The following is a 17,337-nucleotide window of genomic DNA, read 5'->3' as shown; positions in this document are numbered from 1 at the left end:
CAAGTGCCCGAGTCGAAAAAGCCAGCGACTGAGCGCTGGCCGGATAAAAAAGGAAATTAAAATAACGGTTTCGACAGGTGATTGTGTCGCACTTCTTGCTATTAGCGGGACAGCGAGGCGATCAACTGATCTTCGTCCATTTTATCGAGGCGGTTAAGTAACTTACGGGTGATACCTTCCAGCTGGGACTTCTCATCGACCGACAGTGACGACCAGAGATATTGCAGGCTCTGGTGCTGAGGCGGCAGCAGCTGACGTAAGAACTCATTGCCTTTTTCGGTCAGGTGCAGGTGCAGACAGCGGCGGTCATGATCGCTTTCACGACGCTCGATCCAGCCGCGTTTTTCCAGCTCATCAGCAATGCGTGTCGCGTTGGTACGTGATGACCCCAGGGCGGAGCTCAGCTCTGACGGCTGAATACTCTGGTTCTCCTGTGCATCCAGCGTAATCAATGCCATGAACAGGGTTTCGTTGATTCCCTGTGCCTTCAGCATCTTGTTGCGGTTGTCCAGCAGTTTACCCTGCATGTGCATACAGAGACGCGTCAGGATAATTTCCTGTAACGGAAAATCCTTATGGCGATTGGCACGGATGTTTAGCATCTGCTCAATGGGAGTAAACGAACTTTCCATTAAAAAAAACCTCACTAATTGCAACTTGTATAATAACTATGGTGACAGATTAAGCGTAGTCACATTTTCGGCAGGTGAGTAGTGCTACGGTCACGCTGCCACCATCTGGCGATTCCAGGCCAATCCGTGGCCCTGGGTTAAAAAACCCGTACGCCCGGCGACAGCGAATGCGCCGGGACGTGATCAAGAAAAGGTGTCGAATTTAATAATTTCGCGAGGAAAAATAACTGAAGTGAATAGGTTTATCACTAACCATAACAAACCTAACCATATGTGACCAGACTCAATCAGCTGTCCGGCCTGCGCTTCAGCTCATTTTCGCTTGCTCATACTGCTGTCCGTTAAACCAAATCAACAAGTTAATCAGCGTCAGGACAGCGCCTGCGCTACATACGCCGTACCAGCCGGACAGATGGTAGGCGGTGGCGGAAAGCAGCGAACCCGCTGCGCCGCCAATAAAATAGCTGGTCATGTAACCGGCATTAAGGCGGTTACGCGCGTCCGGCATCTGGGCATAAATCACACTTTGATTGGTGATATGTACCGCCTGCACCGCCAGATCCAGCAGCAGAATGCCGACGATCAGGGCCGCAAGAGAGTGGGCACCGAGGGCAATCGCGATCCACGACAGCAGCATAATCAGCAAACCGACGCGGGTAGTGAGCTTCGCTTTACCTTTATCTGCCAGCGAACCCGCCTGACGTGCTGCCAGCGCGCCGGCGGCACCCACCAGTCCCAGCAGACCAATTTCGCCCTCTGAAAAGTGATAAGGCGCGGCTGAAAGCAAAAAGGCCATCGAGGTCCAGAGCAGGCTGAAGTTGGCAAACGAGAGGCAGCCGGTCCAGGCGCGGGTACGGATCACCCGATTGCCGGCGTAGAGCCTGAAAATCGACGCCAGCAGCTGACGGTAACTCATCGTTACCGACACGCTGACGCGCGGCAGGAAGCGCCACAACGCCAGCGCCATCACGGCCATTAACAGGCTGGCGGTCCAGTAGACCGTACGCCAGCCGCCAAGTTGCGCCAGCCCGCCAGAGACGGTGCGCGCCAGCAAAATACCCAGCAGCAGCCCGCTCATTACCGTGCCGACAATTTTGCCGCGCCGCTCCGGCTCAGCCAGCGTGGCTGCCAGCGGCACCAGTATTTGCGCCGCCACCGAGAACAGACCGGTCATCAGCGTACCGAGCAGCAAAAACAGGAAAGAGCGGGAGAGGGCGATAATGACCATACCCGCCGCAGCCAGCAGGATCATGGTCACGATCAGGCTGCGTCGTTCGAATCGGTCACCGAGCGGCACCAGCAGCAGTAATCCACAGGCATAGCCCAGTTGCGCGGTGGTAACGATAAAACCGGCGAGGCTGACTGAGAGATCGAACTGGTGAGCAATGGTACTGAGCAAGGGCTGAACGTAGTAATTGCTGGCAACGGACAGCCCGGTGGCTACCGACATCAACAATACTAAAGCAGGCGTCAGACCCTGACGGGATGCATTCATAAACAACAACGGCAGCTAATAATCATAAGAGGTTAATAATAACTCAAAAAACTATTTCACACGCATCTTTATTAACAGGCCATACCAGTGTGTTTAACAGATACAAAAAAGGGCGGAAAAGATCCGCCCGGCAGGAAACGACAGAACTTACTGCGCAGCAGCCTGGGCGTCACTGACCCATTTATCAAATTCGGCCTGGTGAGCTTTAATCCAGCCGTCGACGTGACCATTGATCGCCTCTTCTGACGACTGGCCGGCATGCATCGCGGCGTTTTCAGCATTGATATCTGCCAGCGGCAGTTTCATTTCAGCGAACAGTCTGGCCGCCGCCGGGTTTTTCTCAGCCCAGGCTTTGTTGGCCACAATGTGCATGGTATTCACCGGGAAGCCGTAGTTCGCGCCGTTAGGCAGTTTGGTATCGACATTTTTCTGCTCGCCCGGCATTGAGGAGAACGGCACCTGCAGCCAGGTGACATCGCGGCCCGGCTTCATCACATCGCTGACCCAGTAAGGCGTCCAGGTGTAATAGAGGATAGGTTTAGCCTGCTTAAAGCGGGTAATGGTGTCAGCAATCATGGCGGAATAGTTGCCCTGATTGTGTTCAACGGTTTTGCTCAGGCCAAACGCCTCGATCTGATGATTAATCACCGCTTCACAGCCCCAGCCTGGGGTACAACCGGTCAGGTCCGCTTTGCCGTCACCGTTGGTATCAAACAGCGCGGCGATTTTAGGATCCTTTAACTGCTCAATATTGGTGATGTGATACTGATCGGCGGTTTTTTTGTCGATCAGGTAGCCCTGGGCGGCACCGGTGACGAATGTGCCCTGACGGTAGAACTTCGCATCACCGCCGGCGGCTTTATACATATCATCGTGCAGCGGCTGCCAGTTAGTGGCAATAAAGGTCGCATCGCCGGCCGCTATCGTGGTGTAGCCAACGTTGTAATCCACTTCACTCGGTTTTTCGACCTGATAACCGAGCTTTTCCAGCGCCCGGCTGACAATCAGGGTCTGAAAAGTCTCTTCAGAAATGGTGCTCTGAATCGGTTTCACCGTAATCCCTTTGCCGGGCAGATCGGCTGCAGAAACCTGTGAAACGGCAAAGGTGGCTAACACGGCGGCCAGCAGAGGAGCTGTCTTGCGCATAGTAATTCCTTATTTTTTCGATTTTAGCGGAGCGGGCGACACGCGGGTGCCGCCCGAAAACTCATTTCTTACGAAACGGGGAGAGGATCAGACCAATCGGGCCGCTGTGGTACCAGTGACGGTTGCCACGGCTGCGGTTATCGCGGCCAAAGGATTGGGTCAGACGGTCGAGAATGATGGCGAGGATCACGATGCCGACGCCGCCGACCGTTGCCAGTCCCATATCGAGACGGCCAATGCCGCGCAGTACCATCTGGCCGAGTCCGCCGACGGCAATCATCGAGGCAATGACCACCATCGACAGCGCCAGCATCAGCGTCTGGTTAACGCCAGCCATAATGGTCGGCATCGCCAGCGGCAACTGCACTTTAAACAGCAGCTGGCGCGGACTGGCACCGAACGATTCGCTCGCTTCGATCAGGTCAGCGGGCACCTGCTTAATCCCAAGAATGGTCAGACGAACAATCGGCGGCAGGGCGAAGATAATCGTCACCACTACGCCAGGCACGTTGCCGATACCAAACAGCATCACGATCGGCACCAGATAGACGAAGGCGGGCGTGGTCTGCATCGCATCCAGCAGCGGCCGGATAATACGCGCGGCGCGCTGACTGCGGGCCAGCCAGATCCCCAGCGGCAGACCGATCAGAATACAGAACAGCAGCGCGGTAAGGACCAGCGCCAGCGTCACCATCGCCTGCGACCAGGCACCAATCGCGCCAATCAGCACCAGCGAAATCAGCGTGGCAATTCCCATCGCCGGGCTGGCGATCTGCCAGGCGATCAGCACGAAGACCAGAATGGCAACCGGCGCGGGCATGCCCAGCAGCAGTTGCTGAAAGGCACTGAGAATGTAATCGACCGGCACCCGAATACCCTGGAACAGCGGACGGAAATGATTTACCACCCAGTCGATACCGTCAGTGACCCAGTGATCGAGCGGAATCCAGGTTTTGTGAAACGGGTCCAGAATATTGAAGTGTTCAGGCTGGGCCGCCGGTGCGCTGTGCAGCCAGTCACTGCTGGCAGCATCCGGTGTTGCGCTGCCATCCGGCGTGCCCCAGGCATCGGTGCCGCCGCTGCTGGCTGGCGCGGCCTGGCTGCTGGTGGTGGTGGCGCTGCCGCTTTCCCACGGATTGCTGGTGTCCTGACTCATGGCTGGGCTCCTTCACGATCTAATGCGCGCAACAGCGTGCTTTTGGAAATGATACCGACGTACTGATTATCCTCACCCACCACCGGCACCGCGCAGGGGGCCTGGGCAACGTGAGAAAGCAAATCGTTCAGTGAGGTATCGGCGGGAACCGCAGCCGGTGCGTCGAGCAGCGCGCTGTCTATCCCTTCGCCGGCTGCCAGCGCGGCTTTCAGCGAATCGGTGGAGACGACGCCGATGAATTTCTGCTTTTCCAGCACGTAGCCGTAATCGCGATCTTCATCCTGCAGCAGTTTGATGGCGGAGCGTGGACCGAAGCCGGCAGCCTTACGGATTAGCGCGCCGGCGCTGCGACGGGCAATATCTTTGGCGCTGAAGACGTGACTGATATCCACTCCGCGGAAGAAGGTGCGCACATAGTCATTGGCCGGATTATTCAGGATTTCATCCGGGGTACCGACCTGGACCACTTCGCCGCCCTGCATAATGGCAATTCGATCGCCAATACGCATCGCTTCATCCAGATCGTGGGAAATAAAGACGATGGTACGCTGATGCCGGGCCTGTAAATTGACCAGCTCATCCTGCATCTCGGTACGAATCAACGGATCCAGCGCAGAGAAGGCTTCATCCATTAATAATATATCGGGATTAATCGCCAGCGCGCGAGCTAATCCGACGCGCTGACGCATGCCGCCGGAAAGTTCATCCGGGTAGGCGTGGGCATAATTCTCCAGCCCGACCTGACGTAACGCGTCTAATGCTTTTTCCTGCCGTTCCGCCAGCGGTACGCCGGCTAATTCCATGCCGAATGCACTATTATTTAGTACATTCATGTGCGGCATCAAAGCAAATGACTGGAATACCATGCTGATTTTATTTCTGCGCACCTCGCGCAGTTCGCTGTCGGATATTTTTGCAATATCGACACCGTCAATGATCACCTGGCCGCGTGTCGGCTCTATCAGACGATTGAGAAGGCGAACCATGGTCGATTTTCCTGAACCGGATAACCCCATGATGACGAATATCTCGCCTTCTTCAATGGCCAGACTGGCGTTCTTAACCCCGAGAGAGAGACCGGTCCTCTCAAGGATCACATCTTTGGTTGCCCCCTTTTCAATATATTTAAATGCGCGGTCCGGATTATCGCCAAATATCTTATAGAGATTTTTTACTTCGAGTTTAATTGCCATGCAGTAATTAAATCCTGGTTGTAATATTTAATATTAATCTGTCTGTCCCACTGAAATTTGAGCAGGCCATACCGTAGCACACTGAGATCATCTGACAACCCTGCAGGCCGATATTGGCGCGCTGTCAGGCCGGTCAATGCCGATTATCGCCAGTGCTCACAAGGGATCAGCGCAGATTAATTTTTTATGAATTGAAAACGAAATTATTGGCATTCTGGCCGGATTGCCGCGCTAAAGGCGGGAAAATGACATTCGCAAACGGCAAATATTGCCAGAATAAAGACGACCGATAGCGGAAAATAATCGTCTCAGTCATCGACATTTTTTAGCAGAATAATCGCCGCTGGAAGAGCGATATTATGACAATACCGGTGCTGACGAAAAAGGCCAATTCCGGTGAGGTGGCAGGGGCTGAATTCGTGGGGGTGAAGCCGCGGCGGGCGGGCAGGGCAGGGAGATGAAACCGGCAGTACCGGGCGCAGCGTGGCAGCGCCCGGCAGGGATCAGAAGTTCCAGTCTTCGTCTTCGGTTTCGACCGCTTTTCCCATCACATAGGAGGAGCCGGAACCGGAGAAGAAATCGTGGTTTTCGTCAGCGTTCGGTGAGAGCGCCGACAGAATGGCCGGATTCACCGCCGTCAGCTCGGCCGGGAACAGCGCCTCATAACCCAGATTCATCAGGGCTTTGTTGGCGTTGTAGTGTAAGAAGGTTTTCACCTCTTCAACCCAGCCGACATCGGCGTACAGGGCTTCGGTGTAGGCGACTTCGTTCTCATACAGCGCCAGCAGCAGATCGTAAGCGAACTGTTGCAGCTCTTCGCGGCGCAGATCATCCGCCGTTTCCAGCGCTTTCTGGAACTTATAACCGATGTAATAACCGTGTACCGCCTCATCACGAATAATCAGACGGATCAGATCGGCGGTGTTGGTCAGCTTACCGCGGCTTGACCAGTACATCGGCAGCCAGAAGCCGGAGTAGAACAGGAACGACTCCAGGAACACGCTGGCGATCTTCTTCTTTAGCGGGTCGTCGGCCCGGTAATGCTCAAGAATGATGCGCGCTTTATTTTGCAGCGGCGCATTCTCTTCGCTCCACTGATAGGCCGCATCAACATCCTGCGTGTTACACAGCGTCGAGAAGATCGAACTGTAGGAGCGGGCATGGACCGCCTCCATAAAGCTGATGTTCGACAGCACCGCCTCTTCGTGTGGCGTCAGCGCATCATCCATCAGGCCCGGCGCACCAATCACATTCTGAATGGTATCGAGCAACGTCAGGCCGGTGAAAACCCGGATAGTCAGTTGCTGTTGCTGAGCATCCAGCGTCTGCCAGGCGGGCAGATCGTTGGAGAGCGGCACCTTTTCCGGTAGCCAGAAGTTGCTGGTCAGGCGGTTCCAGACCTCAAGATCTTTGTCATCCTGAATCCGGTTCCAGTTAATCGCTTGAATTTGTTTTAGTTGCATAGTTTTTATCACAGCGCGCAGGAGACGCAGCCCTGAACCTCTGTGCCTTGTAGCGCCATCTGGCGCAGTCGGATGTAATAGAGTGTTTTGATGCCTTTTTTCCACGCGTAAATCTGCGCTTTGTTGATATCACGGGTGGTGACGTCATCGCGGAAGAACAGCGTCAGCGACAGGCCCTGATCGACGTGCTGCGTGGCTTCGGCGTAGGTATCAATAATCGCTTCCGGCCCAATCTGATACGCATCCTGATAGAGATCGAGATTGTCATTGGTCATAAACGGCGCGGGATAATAGACGCGACCGGTTTTACCCTCTTTACGGATCTCAATGCGTGACACGATCGGATGAATGCTTGAGGTGGCATGGTTGATGTACGAGATCGAACCGGTCGGCGGAATCGCCTGCAGGTTCTGATTAAACAGACCGTGCTGCATTACCGCCTCACGCAGCGCCTGCCAGTCCGCCTGGGTCGGCAGCGTAATACCGGCATCAGCAAACAGTTGCGCTACCCGTTCGGTGCGCGGACGCCATGCCTGCTGAACGTATTTATCGAAGTAGCGGCCGCTGGCGTACTGCGAATCAGCAAAACCGTCAAAGCGCTGCTGCCGTTCCCGCGCCAGCTGGTTAGAGGTGCGCAACGCATAGTAGGTGATGCAATAGAAGTAGAGATTGGTGAAGTCCAGCGCTTCCGGTGAACCGTAGGCCATGCCTTCGCGCGCCAGATAGCCGTGCAGGTTCATCTGGCCGAGGCCAATCGCATGTGAGCGGCGGTTACCTTCAGCCACTGACGGCACCGAGCCGATCTCGCTCATCATGGAGACGGCGGTGAGGGCGCGGACCGCCACATCGACAGTGCGGGCCAGGTCACGCGAATCCATGGCGTGGGCAATATTCAGCGAACCGAGGTTACAGGAGATATCTTTGCCGATCCGGCGATAGCTGAGGTCGTCAAAATACTCACTGGCGCTGTTTACCTGCAGGATTTCGGAGCACAGGTTACTCATATTGATACGGCCGGCGATCGGGTTACTGCGGTTCACGCTGTCTTCAAACATGATGTAAGGGTAGCCCGACTCGAACTGGATTTCGGCCAGCGTCTGGAAGAAGTCGCGCGGCTGAATATAGGTTTTACGGATGCGCTCATCCGCCAGCATCTCGTCATATTTTTCGCTGATGCTAATGTCGCCAAACGCCTGACCGTAGATACGCTCCACGTCATAGGGTGAGAACAGCGCCATCGGCTTGTTCTCTTTCGCCAGCTGGAAGGTGATATCGGGGATCACCACGCCAAGCGACAGGGTTTTAATGCGGATCTTCTCATCGGCATTTTCACGTTTGGTGTCGAGAAAACGGAAAATATCGGGATGGTGAGCGTTGAGCCACACCGCGCCCGCGCCCTGACGCGCACCGAGCTGATTGGCGTAGGAGAAGGCATCTTCCAGCATTTTCATCACCGGTATTACTCCCGATGACTGATTTTCGATGCGTTTGATCGGTGCGCCTGATTCGCGCAGGTTAGACAGCAGGAAAGCGACGCCGCCGCCGCGCTTCGACAGCTGTAGCGCCGAGTTCACCGCGCGGCCAATCGACTCCATATTGTCTTCAATACGCAGCAGGAAGCAGGAGACCAGTTCGCCGCGCTGCTGCTTACCGCAGTTAAGGAAGGTCGGCGTGGCAGGCTGGAACCGGCCGCTGAGCATCTCTTCCAGCAGTGAACGTGCCAGGCTTTCATCACCCTGCGCCAGCGTCAGCGCGACCATACAGGCCCGCTGCTCAAAGCTTTCGAGGTAACGTTTGCCGTCAAAGGTTTTCAGCGTGTAGCTGGTGTAGTACTTCCAGGCACCGAGAAAGGTTTTGAATTCAAAGCCCCAATTTTCCGCCACAGCATGCAGTTCAAGCAGGAAGTCAAAATGGTACTGATTCAGCACCCCGGCTTCGTAATAGCCCTCCGCCACCAGATAGCGCAACCGCTCGGCGTTACTGGCGAAAGGCACGGTATTGGGCTGCACGTGCTGCAGGAAGAACTGACGCGTCGCTTCCCGATCCTTATCAAACTGAATCCGGCCATCGGCGTCGTACAGGTTGAGCATGGCGTTGAGCGCGTGGTAGTCCAGCGTCACGGTGTTGAGGGTATCTGTTGTTGCCAAAATTGGGTTACTCCCGCTTTAACTTTCGCGATATCGTCAGGCGTTCCCATCAGCTCAAAGCGGTAGAGACAGGGAACCTGACATTTTTTTGCAATGATGCTGCCGGCCAGGCAGTAACCGGCACCGAAGTTACGGTTACCGGCTGCGATCACCCCACGGATGCCGCGGCGGTTAGCTTCATCATTAAGAAACTGAATCACCTGACGTGGCACTGCGCCACGACTGCTGCCCCCGCCATAGCTCGGCACCACCAGAATGTAAGGCTGGTCGGTGTGCAGTGACTGTTTAGCATCGAGCGGGATGCGCCGGGCCGGTAAGCCCAGGCGCAGGATGAACCGGTGGGTGTTTTCCGACTGGCTGGAAAAATAGACCAGTGGGAACATCGCTTTACCCTCCGACAGCGGCGAGCTGGCGCAGCGAGGCGATTTTGTCCGGACGGAAGCCGCTCCAGTGATCGTCATCCGCCATCACCACCGGCACCTGGCGGTACCCCAGTGATTTCAGGTTGTCGATCGCCTCTGGCTGGCTGTCCAGGTTGATCAGCTGATAGGCAATACCCTGCCGATCCAGCGCGTTTTTGGTAGCGTTGCACTGGACACAATTATCTTTAGTGTAAATAATAATGCGCATGATTCGTATTTCCCTCTGTATGCGGAGCGGATGCCGGGAAACGAAGCAGGCACCGCAGGTGGCGGGCTTCGTTCAATGGGACATCGGGCGTCGTGCTGATGAGCTAAATACTAGATGTAGTGTTTTGCAGGGTCAAGCCCACCAGATATAGGGTTTTGCGATTTGCATTTGCATCAGCGGGGCAAAGCCAGTGGCGATGCGCCTTCAGGGGCAGGAAATTGATTTGTAAATTTTAACGCTCAAAAAATGGACATAAAAAAGCCCCGCACGGGGCGAGGCTCGGATGATATGAGGCGGTGCGCTTAGCGGCGTGAAGCCAGCAGCACGCCGAATACCAGACCAATGGCGGCACCGACGCCGACACCGTGCCATGGTTTGTCATGCACATAGGTATCAACCTGCGCGCCAGCGTCACGGGCAACCTGAGCCACACGGTTGCTGCCGCCGTTCAGTCGTGCGCGCGTCTGCTTCAACAACGCTTCTGCCTGGCTGCGTGCGGAATCTACTTCATCTTTAGCATCGCTGCCGTAAGATTTCAGCAGTGCTTCAAGTGAATCAGCGAGTTCGTTAACATCCTGATTGATATCAATGTCATCGTTTTTTACGGTTCGATTAAACATTTTTTGGCTCCCTTTGATTTAAAACGTAATACTTAGTGTAGACGACCTTGCGATAAACGAGACGCGAGAATGGGCTTTAGGGAAAATTCCGAATGCCCACTCTGTCATGCTGAGGTAAGGTTGCGAAGCTTTTGAAAGAGGAGAGGATCGAGCATGTATTTACGACCAGATGAGGTAGCGCGCGTACTGGAAAAAGCGGGTTTCGAAGTGGATGAGATCACCCCACGGGCTTATGGTTATCGCCGTGGTGACAACTATGTTTATGTGAATCGCGAAGCGCGTATGGGGCGCACGGCACTGGTGATTCATCCGACACTGAAAGAGAAGAGCCAGCCGTTCGCTGAACCGGCTTCTGAAATGAAGACCTGCGATCACTACACCCAATTCCCTCTCTACCTGGCGGGTGATTCTCAGGAACATTACGGCATCCCGCACGGATTCAGTTCCCGCATGGCGCTGGAACGCTATCTACAAAGCGTTTTCGGCTAACGCATCAGGCCCCGCCGCGACGGGGCACTGAACCCATCTCCCCAATCCCACCCCCGGCAATTCATTGCAATTCACCGCTGTGACGCGTATAAAACTCTTCACTATAGATGTTTAGACGTCCATACGGATAAAAGTGATGAGTGAACAACACCCCCCCGCGCAGGATCAATTCAAACGCACCATGAAAGTGCGCCATCTGGTGATGTTATCGCTGGGCGGCGTCATCGGCACCGGGCTGTTTTTTAACACCGGCTACATCATCTCCACCACCGGCGCGGCCGGTACGCTGCTGGCCTACCTGATTGGTGCCTTAGTGGTGTGGCTGGTAATGGTCTGCCTTGGCGAACTCTCCGTGGCGATGCCGGAGACCGGCGCGTTTCACGTCTATGCGGCGCGCTATCTGAGTCCCGCCACCGGCTACACCGTGGCCTGGCTCTACTGGCTGACGTGGACCGTGGCGCTGGGCTCCAGCCTGACGGCAGCCGGCTTCTGTATGCAGTACTGGTTTCCCCAGGTGCCGGTCTGGATCTGGTGTCTGGTGTTCTGCTGTGCCATCTATCTGCTGAATGTGATCTCAACCCGCTTCTTCGCGGAAGGGGAGTTCTGGTTCTCGCTGATTAAAGTGATCACTATTATTGCCTTCATCCTGCTCGGCGGCGCCGCGATGTTCGGTTTCATCCCGATGAAAGATGGGACCCCCGCGCCCGGCTTAAGCAACCTCACCGCTCACGGCTGGCTGCCGAACGGCGTGTTGCCGATTCTGATGACCATGGTGGCGGTTAACTTCGCTTTTTCCGGCACCGAACTGATTGGTATTGCGGCGGGTGAAACCCAGCAGCCAGAGAAAGTGCTGCCGCTGGCGATCCGCACCACCGTGGCGCGGTTGATCATCTTTTTTATCGGCACGGTGTTGGTGCTGGCAGCGCTGATCCCGATGGATCAGGCCGGGATCGTCAAGAGTCCTTTTGTGCTGGTGTTTGAAAAGATCGGTGTGCCCTGGGCTGCGGATATCATCAACTTTGTCATCCTGACCGCCATTCTGTCAGCCGCCAACTCCGGTCTGTATGCATCGGGCCGCATGCTCTGGTCACTGGCGAATGAAAATACGCTGCCGCGCGCTTTTGCCCGGGTGAATAAACGAGGCGTGCCGCTGCTGGCGATCACCGTCAGCATGATTGGCGGATTGCTGGCGCTGATCTCCAGCGTGGTCGCGCCCGATACGGTATTTGTGGCGCTGTCGGCGATATCCGGCTTTGCGGTGGTCGCCGTCTGGCTCAGCATCTGCGCCTCACATTTTGTCTTCCGTCGCCGCCACCTGCAGCAGGGAAAATCTCTGGCGCAGCTGGGCTATCGCGCGCCGCTCTATCCGCTGACGCCGGTGCTCGGGTTTCTGCTCTGTCTGCTGGCCTGCATCGGACTGGCGTTCGATCCGACCCAGCGCATCGCCCTGTGGTGTGGCATTCCGTTTGTACTGTTCTGCTACGCCGCTTACCATCTGACCCATAAATCATCGCCGAAGCCTGAGGAGGCCAATGATGTCGCATAATCCTGTCGCGCAGGCGCTGTCTGAATCGCCGTTGCTGATCCTCGATGGCGCGCTGGCCACCGAACTGGAAGCGCGCGGCTGCCAGCTGGCCGATGCGCTGTGGTCAGCGAAAGTACTGATGGAAAACCCTGAGCTGATTTATCAGGTTCACTACGACTATTTTGCCGCAGGCGCCCGCTGCGCGATTACCGCCAGCTATCAGGCGACGCCGCAGGGCTTTGCCACACGCGGGCTGGATCAGGCACAGTCGCTGGCGTTGATTGCGCAGAGCGTCGAACTGGCGCGACGCGCGCGCGAAGATTATCTGGCGACACAATCTGAGGCGAAAACCTTGCTGGTGGCGGGATCGGTCGGGCCTTACGGTGCGTTTCTGGCGGATGGTTCGGAGTATCGTGGCGACTACGCGCTGCCGGAAGCGGAGATGATGGCGTTTCATCGCCCGCGCATCGCAGCGCTGCTGGCGGCGGGGGCCGATCTGCTGGCCTGCGAAACCCTGCCATCGTTTGCCGAAGCGCAGGCGCTGGCAACACTGCTGACTGAATTCCCGGACAGCACTGCCTGGTTCTCATTTACGCTGCGCGACGCGGGCCACATCAGCGACGGTACGCCGTTATCCGAAGTGGTCGGCTGGCTTAACACCCAGCCGCAGGTGGTAGCGCTGGGCGTCAACTGCGTGGCGCTGGAGAGCGTGACGCCGGCGCTGCAGCAGCTGCAGCAGCTGACCGACAAGCCGCTGGTGGTCTATCCTAACTCCGGCGAACAGTATGACGCCAGCAGCAAAACCTGGCATTCGGCCCCGTCGGGCTGCACCCTGGAACACAAGCTGGATGAGTGGCAGCGGGCAGGCGCGAAGCTGATTGGCGGCTGCTGCCGTACCTCACCCAAAGACATCGCGGCTATTGCGCACGCTTGTCAACCGCAATAAGGCGGTTGAATCGGGCGATGATAGCCCGATTGAGGCGCGTGAAAAGGCGGGAAGGGCGGTTTACACTGTGCTTCCTGACCTTTTTGCGGAACCCTTCATGAAACAGCGAATTCTGGCTCTGGCCGCCGCGCTGCTGCTTAGCGGCTGCGCCACCATTGTCGGCAATGAAACCCAATCGGTACGCATCGACTCCCTGCCGCAGGGCGCGCGTTTTACCGTGCAGGATGAGCGCGGTTTCGCGGTCGCACAGGGTTTCACGCCGCAGACCGTTGAGCTGGAGAAATCCACCGGTCGCTACTTCGGCAAAAAACACTATCTGCTGATGCTGGAAAGCCCGGGCTATGTGCCGGTGACCATGCCGATCGAAGCGCGCGCCAACCTGTGGTACCTGCTGGGCAATATTCCGCTGGGCGGCTTCCCCGGCTGGCTGCTGGTCGATCCGTTCTATGGCGGCATGTACGACCTGAAGCCTGAGCACCCGCGTCCATTTATGAACCCGGTCGGCGCGCGCGGCTGATTACTGCGCGGTCGGTTTCACCATTCCGCCTGGCGTTTTGTGGCGCTCCAGATACTGATGCTGGAAAATGCACATGCGGATGGTGTTACGGTATTCTCCGTTGATAAAAAACTCATGCTTTAGCACGCCTTCAATCTCGAAGCCGAGCTTGGTATAGATGTGGATCGCTTTCTCATTCTCCTGATCGACAATCAGGTAGAGCTTATACAAGTTCAGCACCGAGAAGCCATAATCCATTGCCAGCTTTGCCGCCTGGGTCGCCAGACCTTTGCCCTGATGCGCCGGATCGATAATGATCTGAAACTCGGCGCGGCGATGCACATGATTAATCTCCACCAGCTCGACCAGCCCCGCTTTCTGCCCGTCATGCTCCACCACAAAGCGCCGTTCCGTTTGATCGTGAATGTGCTTGTTGTAAAGATCGGAGAGTTCTACAAACGCCTCATACGGCTCCTCGAACCAGTAACGCATCACGCTGGCGTTGTTATCCAGTTGATGAACAAAATGCAGATCTTCCCTTTCCAGTGGACGCAGTTTTACCGTCATGCTCTTTTCCTTTCGTTAGGCGATTGCCGCGAGTATAACGCACCAGCCTGCGGCCGCGCTGCGCTCAGTTGCACCTTAACGGTGCGCGACGGCCTCTGCTGGCGCTTCTGAAACCATTTTTCAGGCGCGTTTGGCGTTCTGGCACAGCCATTGCTTGGCTTGTATAGATAAGACTATACAACCTTGAGATGTTCACCTTGTGACGGGAGTGGAAGATGAATCAGCAAATCAGGCGGGCGGTCAGTGCAGTGGCGTTATCGGTAGCGATCGGCAGCACGATGGTGGCGCAGGCGGAAGAAACCCCGGTCGCCATCGGCATTTCGGGCTGGACCGGGTTTGCACCGCTGACGCTGGCGGACAAAGCGGGCATCTTTAAAAAGCATGGTCTGGCGGCGGAGGTCAAAATGATCCCGCAGAGCAGCCGTCATCTGGCCGTGGCATCCGGCACCATTCAGTGTGCCGCCACCACGGTGGAAACCTACATCTCGTGGAACGCGGCCGGCGTGCCGATCAAGCAGATTGTCCAGCTCGACAAATCCTACGGTGCTGATGGTCTGGCGGTGCGCGGCGGAATCAACAGTATCAGCGATCTCCGGGGCAAAGTGGTGGGCGTCGACGCACCCGGCACCTCACCTTATTTCGCGCTGGCGTGGATACTCGATAAAAATGGCATGACGATGAAAGATGTCCGTCTGGCCACCCTGTCGCCGCAGGCCGCCGCACAGGCCTTTACTGCCGGGCGAAACGACGCCGCCATGAGTTATGAACCTTATCTCTCTGCAATCCGCAAACAGCCGGCGGCCGGCAAAATTATCGCCACCACTCTCGACTATCCGATGGTGATGGATACTTTAGGCTGCACACCGACCTTCCTGAAAGCCCATCCGCAGGCGGCAAAAGCGCTGGTTGAGAGCTACTTCGATGCGCTGGAGATGATCAAACAGCAACCGGAGAAATCGTACCAAATTATGGGCGCGGCGGTGAAATCGAGCGGCAAAGAGTTCGCCGAATCAGCGAGTTATCTGCGCTGGCAGGGACGCGAAGAGAATCGGGCATTCTTCAACGGTGGCATTCAGAGCTTCAGCGACGAAGCGGGCAAACTGCTGCTGCGCGCCGGCGTGATCAAAACCGTGCCGGATATCAACAGTCTCTACGATGCCAGCTTTGTCCAGTAACGGGAGATCGCCGATGGAGATCAGTAAACCTCAGCCAGCCACGCCGCCGGACACGCTGCCGGACGCACCGAAGCGCTGGCACAATCCCTTAATGGTGCCGCTAAAACCGGTTGCTGCGCGGCTGCGTATCGGCCTCGGCATCGGTTTTTTCGTGCTGTTTGTCGCGGTCTGGGCGCTGGTCACGCTGGGCGGCATGGTGTCGCCCACCTTTCTCGCCGATCCGATCACTATGCTGCAACAGGGCGTAACGCTGTTCACCGAGTACAATTTTGCGCTGGATATCGGCATGACGGTGATGCGGGTGCTTTCGGGATTTGTGCTGGCGGCGGTAATCGCGGTGCCGCTTGGCATCATGATGGGTGCGTTCAAAACCTGGGAAGCGTTTCTTGAGCCTTTCGTTTCGTTTTGTCGTTATCTGCCGGCGTCAGCCTTTGTGCCGCTGTTGATCCTCTGGGCAGGCATTGGCGAGATGCAGAAAATCCTGGTGATCTTTATCGGATCATTTTTCCAGATCGTCCTGATGGTGGCGGTAACGGTCAGCAGTGCCCGGCGCGATCTGGTGGAAGCTGCCTATACGCTGGGCTGTAGCAACCGATCGATAGTGCGACGGGTGTTGATCCCCGGCGCGGCACCCGGCATTGCGGAACTGTTGCGTCTGGTACTGGGCTGGGCCTGGACCTATGTGATCGTTGCGGAGTTGATCGGATCGGAAAGCGGCATCGGTCATATGATCGTCGACAGTCAGGCGCTGCTGAATACCGGACAGATCATCTTCGGCATTATCGTCATCGGCCTGATTGGGCTGCTGTCCGATTACCTGTTTAAGCGGGTCAATCGGCGGCTGTTTGCATGGAGTTACCCGGCATGAAACAGAGCAAACTGAACGTACGCGGCGTCGAACGCTGGTTCAACGGGCCGCAGGGTGAGCAAACCCAGGCGCTGCAACCGATCTCCTGGCGGGTGGAGGAGAACGACTTCGTCACCATTCTCGGCCCGTCCGGCTGCGGCAAATCGACTCTGCTGCGGATTATCGCCGGACTGGACAGCCCGACGCGCGGCGAAATCTGGCTGGATGGTGCGCCGGTCGACGGGCCCGGCGCAGATCGCGGCATGGTCTTCCAGAGCTACACCCTGTTTCCGTGGCTGACGGTAGAAGAGAACGTCTGCTTTGGCCTGCGTGAACGCGGCATCAGCGCCGCACAGCAGCAGCAGCGCTGCGAATACTATCTGCATCAGGTAGGGCTGCGCGGCTTCGCCCGTCACTATCCACGCCAGCTCTCCGGCGGTATGCAGCAGCGCACCGCCATCGCCCGGGCGTTAGCCAACGATCCGAAAGTGCTGCTGATGGATGAGCCGTTTGGCGCGCTGGATAACCAGACGCGGGTGATGATGCAGGAGCTGTTACTGTCGGTCTGGCAGCAGTCACGCAAAACGGTGCTGTTCGTGACCCACGATATTGATGAGGCGATTTTCATGGCCAACAAAGTGGCGATCTTCAGTGCGCGGCCGGGACGAATTAAACAGGAGGTGGCGGTTAACTTCGGCATTGAGCGTGACTATACCCTGAAAACCTCGCCGGCCTTTATGGCGCTCAAGGCGGAGATTACCGAGTCGATCCGCAGTGAAACGCTGCAGGCGCTGGAGCACTAAGCGCCGG

18 protein-coding genes are annotated in these 17,337 nt (G+C 56.5%); 7 read left to right on the top strand and 11 right to left on the bottom strand.

What is annotated here, in order from left to right; genetic code table 11:
- Positions 1–101 precede the first annotated feature (101 nt).
- The 10 genes from mprA to FHW04_RS21740 form a co-directional block, all read right to left on the bottom strand.
- The gene (gene mprA / locus FHW04_RS21785) at positions 102–632 is read right to left on the bottom strand and encodes a transcriptional repressor MprA (RefSeq protein WP_031376453.1); all 531 of its coding nucleotides are present in this window, start codon (positions 630–632) and stop codon (positions 102–104) included.
- 307 nt (positions 633–939) lie between these two features.
- Entirely contained in the window at positions 940–2,127 is a 1,188-nt protein-coding gene (locus tag FHW04_RS21780; protein WP_089562476.1) for an MFS transporter, read from the bottom strand.
- Between the two features lie 147 nt (positions 2,128–2,274).
- Positions 2,275–3,273, bottom strand: a complete 999-nt coding sequence (gene proX, locus FHW04_RS21775; RefSeq protein WP_031376455.1) for a glycine betaine/L-proline ABC transporter substrate-binding protein ProX — start codon at positions 3,271–3,273, stop codon at positions 2,275–2,277.
- Between the two features lie 61 nt (positions 3,274–3,334).
- Positions 3,335–4,429 (bottom strand): glycine betaine/L-proline ABC transporter permease ProW, encoded by a 1,095-nt coding sequence (gene proW, locus FHW04_RS21770; protein WP_089562475.1) that lies wholly within the window; start codon positions 4,427–4,429, stop codon positions 3,335–3,337.
- Positions 4,426–5,622 carry a glycine betaine/L-proline ABC transporter ATP-binding protein ProV gene (gene proV, locus FHW04_RS21765; protein WP_089562474.1) on the bottom strand — a complete coding sequence of 399 codons (1,197 nt, stop codon included), beginning with the start codon at positions 5,620–5,622 and terminating at the stop codon, positions 4,426–4,428. Before proV ends, proW begins: the two co-directional genes overlap by 4 nt.
- A 503-nt stretch (positions 5,623–6,125) precedes the next feature.
- Positions 6,126–7,085 (bottom strand): class 1b ribonucleoside-diphosphate reductase subunit beta, encoded by a 960-nt coding sequence (nrdF, locus tag FHW04_RS21760; RefSeq protein ID WP_046288156.1) that lies wholly within the window; start codon positions 7,083–7,085, stop codon positions 6,126–6,128.
- An 8-nt stretch (positions 7,086–7,093) separates the two neighbouring features.
- Positions 7,094–9,232 (bottom strand): class 1b ribonucleoside-diphosphate reductase subunit alpha, encoded by a 2,139-nt coding sequence (gene nrdE, locus FHW04_RS21755; protein ID WP_084227935.1) that lies wholly within the window; start codon positions 9,230–9,232, stop codon positions 7,094–7,096.
- Complete coding sequence (gene nrdI, locus FHW04_RS21750; protein WP_031376458.1) at positions 9,202–9,615, bottom strand: class Ib ribonucleoside-diphosphate reductase assembly flavoprotein NrdI; 414 nt, start codon at positions 9,613–9,615, stop codon at positions 9,202–9,204. Before nrdI ends, nrdE begins: the two co-directional genes overlap by 31 nt.
- A gap of 4 nt (positions 9,616–9,619) precedes the next feature.
- The gene (locus tag FHW04_RS21745; RefSeq protein ID WP_069729696.1) at positions 9,620–9,862 is read right to left on the bottom strand and encodes a redoxin NrdH; all 243 of its coding nucleotides are present in this window, start codon (positions 9,860–9,862) and stop codon (positions 9,620–9,622) included.
- Positions 9,863–10,164: 302 nt separating this feature from the next.
- On the bottom strand, positions 10,165–10,482 hold the full coding sequence (locus FHW04_RS21740) for a DUF883 family protein (protein ID WP_031376460.1): 318 nt from the start codon (positions 10,480–10,482) through the stop codon (positions 10,165–10,167).
- 153 nt (positions 10,483–10,635) lie between these two features.
- On the opposite strand from FHW04_RS21740, the gene FHW04_RS21735 reads away from it, so the two are divergent.
- The 4 genes from FHW04_RS21735 to FHW04_RS21720 all read left to right on the top strand — a co-directional run bounded on the left by FHW04_RS21735 (position 10,636) and on the right by FHW04_RS21720 (position 13,959).
- Positions 10,636–10,971, top strand: coding sequence for a DUF2002 family protein (locus FHW04_RS21735; protein ID WP_031376461.1), 336 nt, complete (start codon positions 10,636–10,638; stop codon positions 10,969–10,971).
- 136 nt (positions 10,972–11,107) lie between these two features.
- The gene (gene mmuP, locus FHW04_RS21730) at positions 11,108–12,517 is read left to right on the top strand and encodes an S-methylmethionine permease (RefSeq protein ID WP_069729695.1); all 1,410 of its coding nucleotides are present in this window, start codon (positions 11,108–11,110) and stop codon (positions 12,515–12,517) included.
- Positions 12,507–13,442, top strand: coding sequence for a homocysteine S-methyltransferase (gene mmuM, locus FHW04_RS21725; protein ID WP_069729694.1), 936 nt, complete (start codon positions 12,507–12,509; stop codon positions 13,440–13,442). The genes mmuP and mmuM overlap by 11 nt, the downstream gene beginning before the upstream one ends.
- Before the next feature lie 97 nt (positions 13,443–13,539).
- A complete protein-coding gene (locus FHW04_RS21720) occupies positions 13,540–13,959 on the top strand; it encodes a hypothetical protein (RefSeq protein ID WP_031376463.1) in 420 nt (139 codons plus the stop codon).
- Here FHW04_RS21720 and speG read toward each other — a convergent pair whose 3' ends face one another.
- Positions 13,960–14,505 (bottom strand): spermidine N1-acetyltransferase, encoded by a 546-nt coding sequence (speG, locus tag FHW04_RS21715; RefSeq protein ID WP_009088567.1) that lies wholly within the window; start codon positions 14,503–14,505, stop codon positions 13,960–13,962. It abuts the gene before it with no gap.
- 278 nt (positions 14,506–14,783) lie between these two features.
- Here speG and FHW04_RS21710 point away from each other — a divergent pair, with 278 nt between their 5' ends.
- From FHW04_RS21710 to FHW04_RS21700, 3 genes are read left to right on the top strand one after another with little or no spacing between them, the layout of a single operon-like run.
- Positions 14,784–15,680, top strand: coding sequence for an ABC transporter substrate-binding protein (locus tag FHW04_RS21710; protein WP_371601280.1), 897 nt, complete (start codon positions 14,784–14,786; stop codon positions 15,678–15,680).
- Between the two features lie 13 nt (positions 15,681–15,693).
- Complete coding sequence (locus FHW04_RS21705) at positions 15,694–16,548, top strand: ABC transporter permease (protein ID WP_069729693.1); 855 nt, start codon at positions 15,694–15,696, stop codon at positions 16,546–16,548.
- The gene (locus tag FHW04_RS21700) at positions 16,545–17,330 is read left to right on the top strand and encodes an ABC transporter ATP-binding protein (RefSeq protein ID WP_069729692.1); all 786 of its coding nucleotides are present in this window, start codon (positions 16,545–16,547) and stop codon (positions 17,328–17,330) included. Before FHW04_RS21705 ends, FHW04_RS21700 begins: the two co-directional genes overlap by 4 nt.
- Positions 17,331–17,337 lie beyond the last annotated feature (7 nt).

This window comes from Pantoea sp. AN62, from assembly GCF_050432985.1.
GTDB lineage: Bacteria > Pseudomonadota > Gammaproteobacteria > Enterobacterales > Enterobacteriaceae > Pantoea > Pantoea brenneri.
Note: the sequence above shows the minus strand (reverse complement) of the source record. Positions and strands in the feature narration are given on the sequence as shown.